The 1,327-nt window shown below is 57.8% G+C and carries 1 protein-coding gene; it reads left to right on the top strand.

Features of this window, described 5'->3' with window-relative positions; genetic code table 11:
- On the top strand, nt 1–1,327 hold a 1,327-nt coding region (locus tag KP22_RS20985), incomplete at both ends, for an Ig-like domain-containing protein (RefSeq protein ID WP_039326300.1).

The following is a 1,327-nucleotide window of genomic DNA, read 5'->3' as shown; positions in this document are numbered from 1 at the left end:
TCCGGCCAGACGATCTCTGTTACGGGTCAGGTGGGCAATGAGGTTCAGGCCGGTGATGCGGTGACGGTCACCGTCGGCAGCGAGACCTACCAGACCACGGTCAATGCCGATGGCAAAACCTGGAGCGTCAATGTGCCGGGCTCTGTATTAGCGGCCAATGGTGATGTGAGTGCGACGGTCACCACCCGTGATACCGCAGGCAATGTGACCACCGCCAATACCACTCATACTTACGGCGTGGATACGGTGGCGCCAGTGGCATCGATTACTATCGACGATATCACCTCAGATAACATGATTAACGCCAGCGAGTCCGGTCAGACGATTGCGGTCACCGGTAACGTGGATAACGACGTGAAAGCGGGTGATGCGATTACCGTTACCGTCGGTGCCGAGACCTACCAGACCACGGTGAATGCGGATGGCAAAACCTGGAGCGTGAACGTTCCCGGTTCAGTGCTGGCCGCTAATGGCGATGTCAGCGCCACGGTTACCATCCGCGATACCGCGGGTAACGTGACGACGGCCAATACCAGTCACGCTTACGGCGTGGATACGGTTGCGCCCACCGCCTCCATTACTATCGACGATATCACCAGCGATAACGTGATTAACGCCAGCGAGTCCGGCCAGACCATTGCCGTCACCGGTCAGGTCGATAACGATGTTAAAGCGGGTGATGCGATTACCGTCACCGTCGGCACGGAAACTTATCAAACGACCGTGAATGCCGACGGTAAAACCTGGAGCGTCAATGTGCCGGGTTCGGTGCTGGCCGCCAATGGTGAGGTGAGTGCTACCGTTACCACTCGCGACACGGCGGGTAACGTCACTACCGCCAATACCAGTCACGCTTATGGCGTGGATACGGTTGCGCCCACCGCGACCATTACTATCGACGATATCACCAGTGATAACGTGATTAACGCCAGTGAATCGGGTCAGACGATTGCGGTCACCGGTCAGGTCGATAACGACGTCAAGGCCGATGATGCGATTACCGTTACCGTCGGCACCGAGACCTACCAGACCACGGTGAATGCGGATGGCAAGACCTGGAGCGTGAATGTTCCGGGCGCGGTGCTGGCCGCCAATGGTGAGGTGAGTGCGACGGTCACCGTCACCACCCGCGATACCGCAGGCAATGTCACCACTGCAAACTCTACTCACGCTTATGGCGTCGATACGGTGGCGCCAGCGGCGTCGATTACTATCGACGATGTCACCTCAGATAACGTGATTAATGCCAGCGAGTCGGGTCAGACGATTGCGGTCACCGGCAAGGTCGATAATGACGTCAAGGTTGGTGACGCGGTGACAGTCACCG

The organism is Pectobacterium betavasculorum (assembly GCF_000749845.1).
Taxonomy (GTDB): domain Bacteria; phylum Pseudomonadota; class Gammaproteobacteria; order Enterobacterales; family Enterobacteriaceae; genus Pectobacterium; species Pectobacterium betavasculorum.
This window is presented reverse-complemented; position numbering and strand designations above follow the sequence as displayed.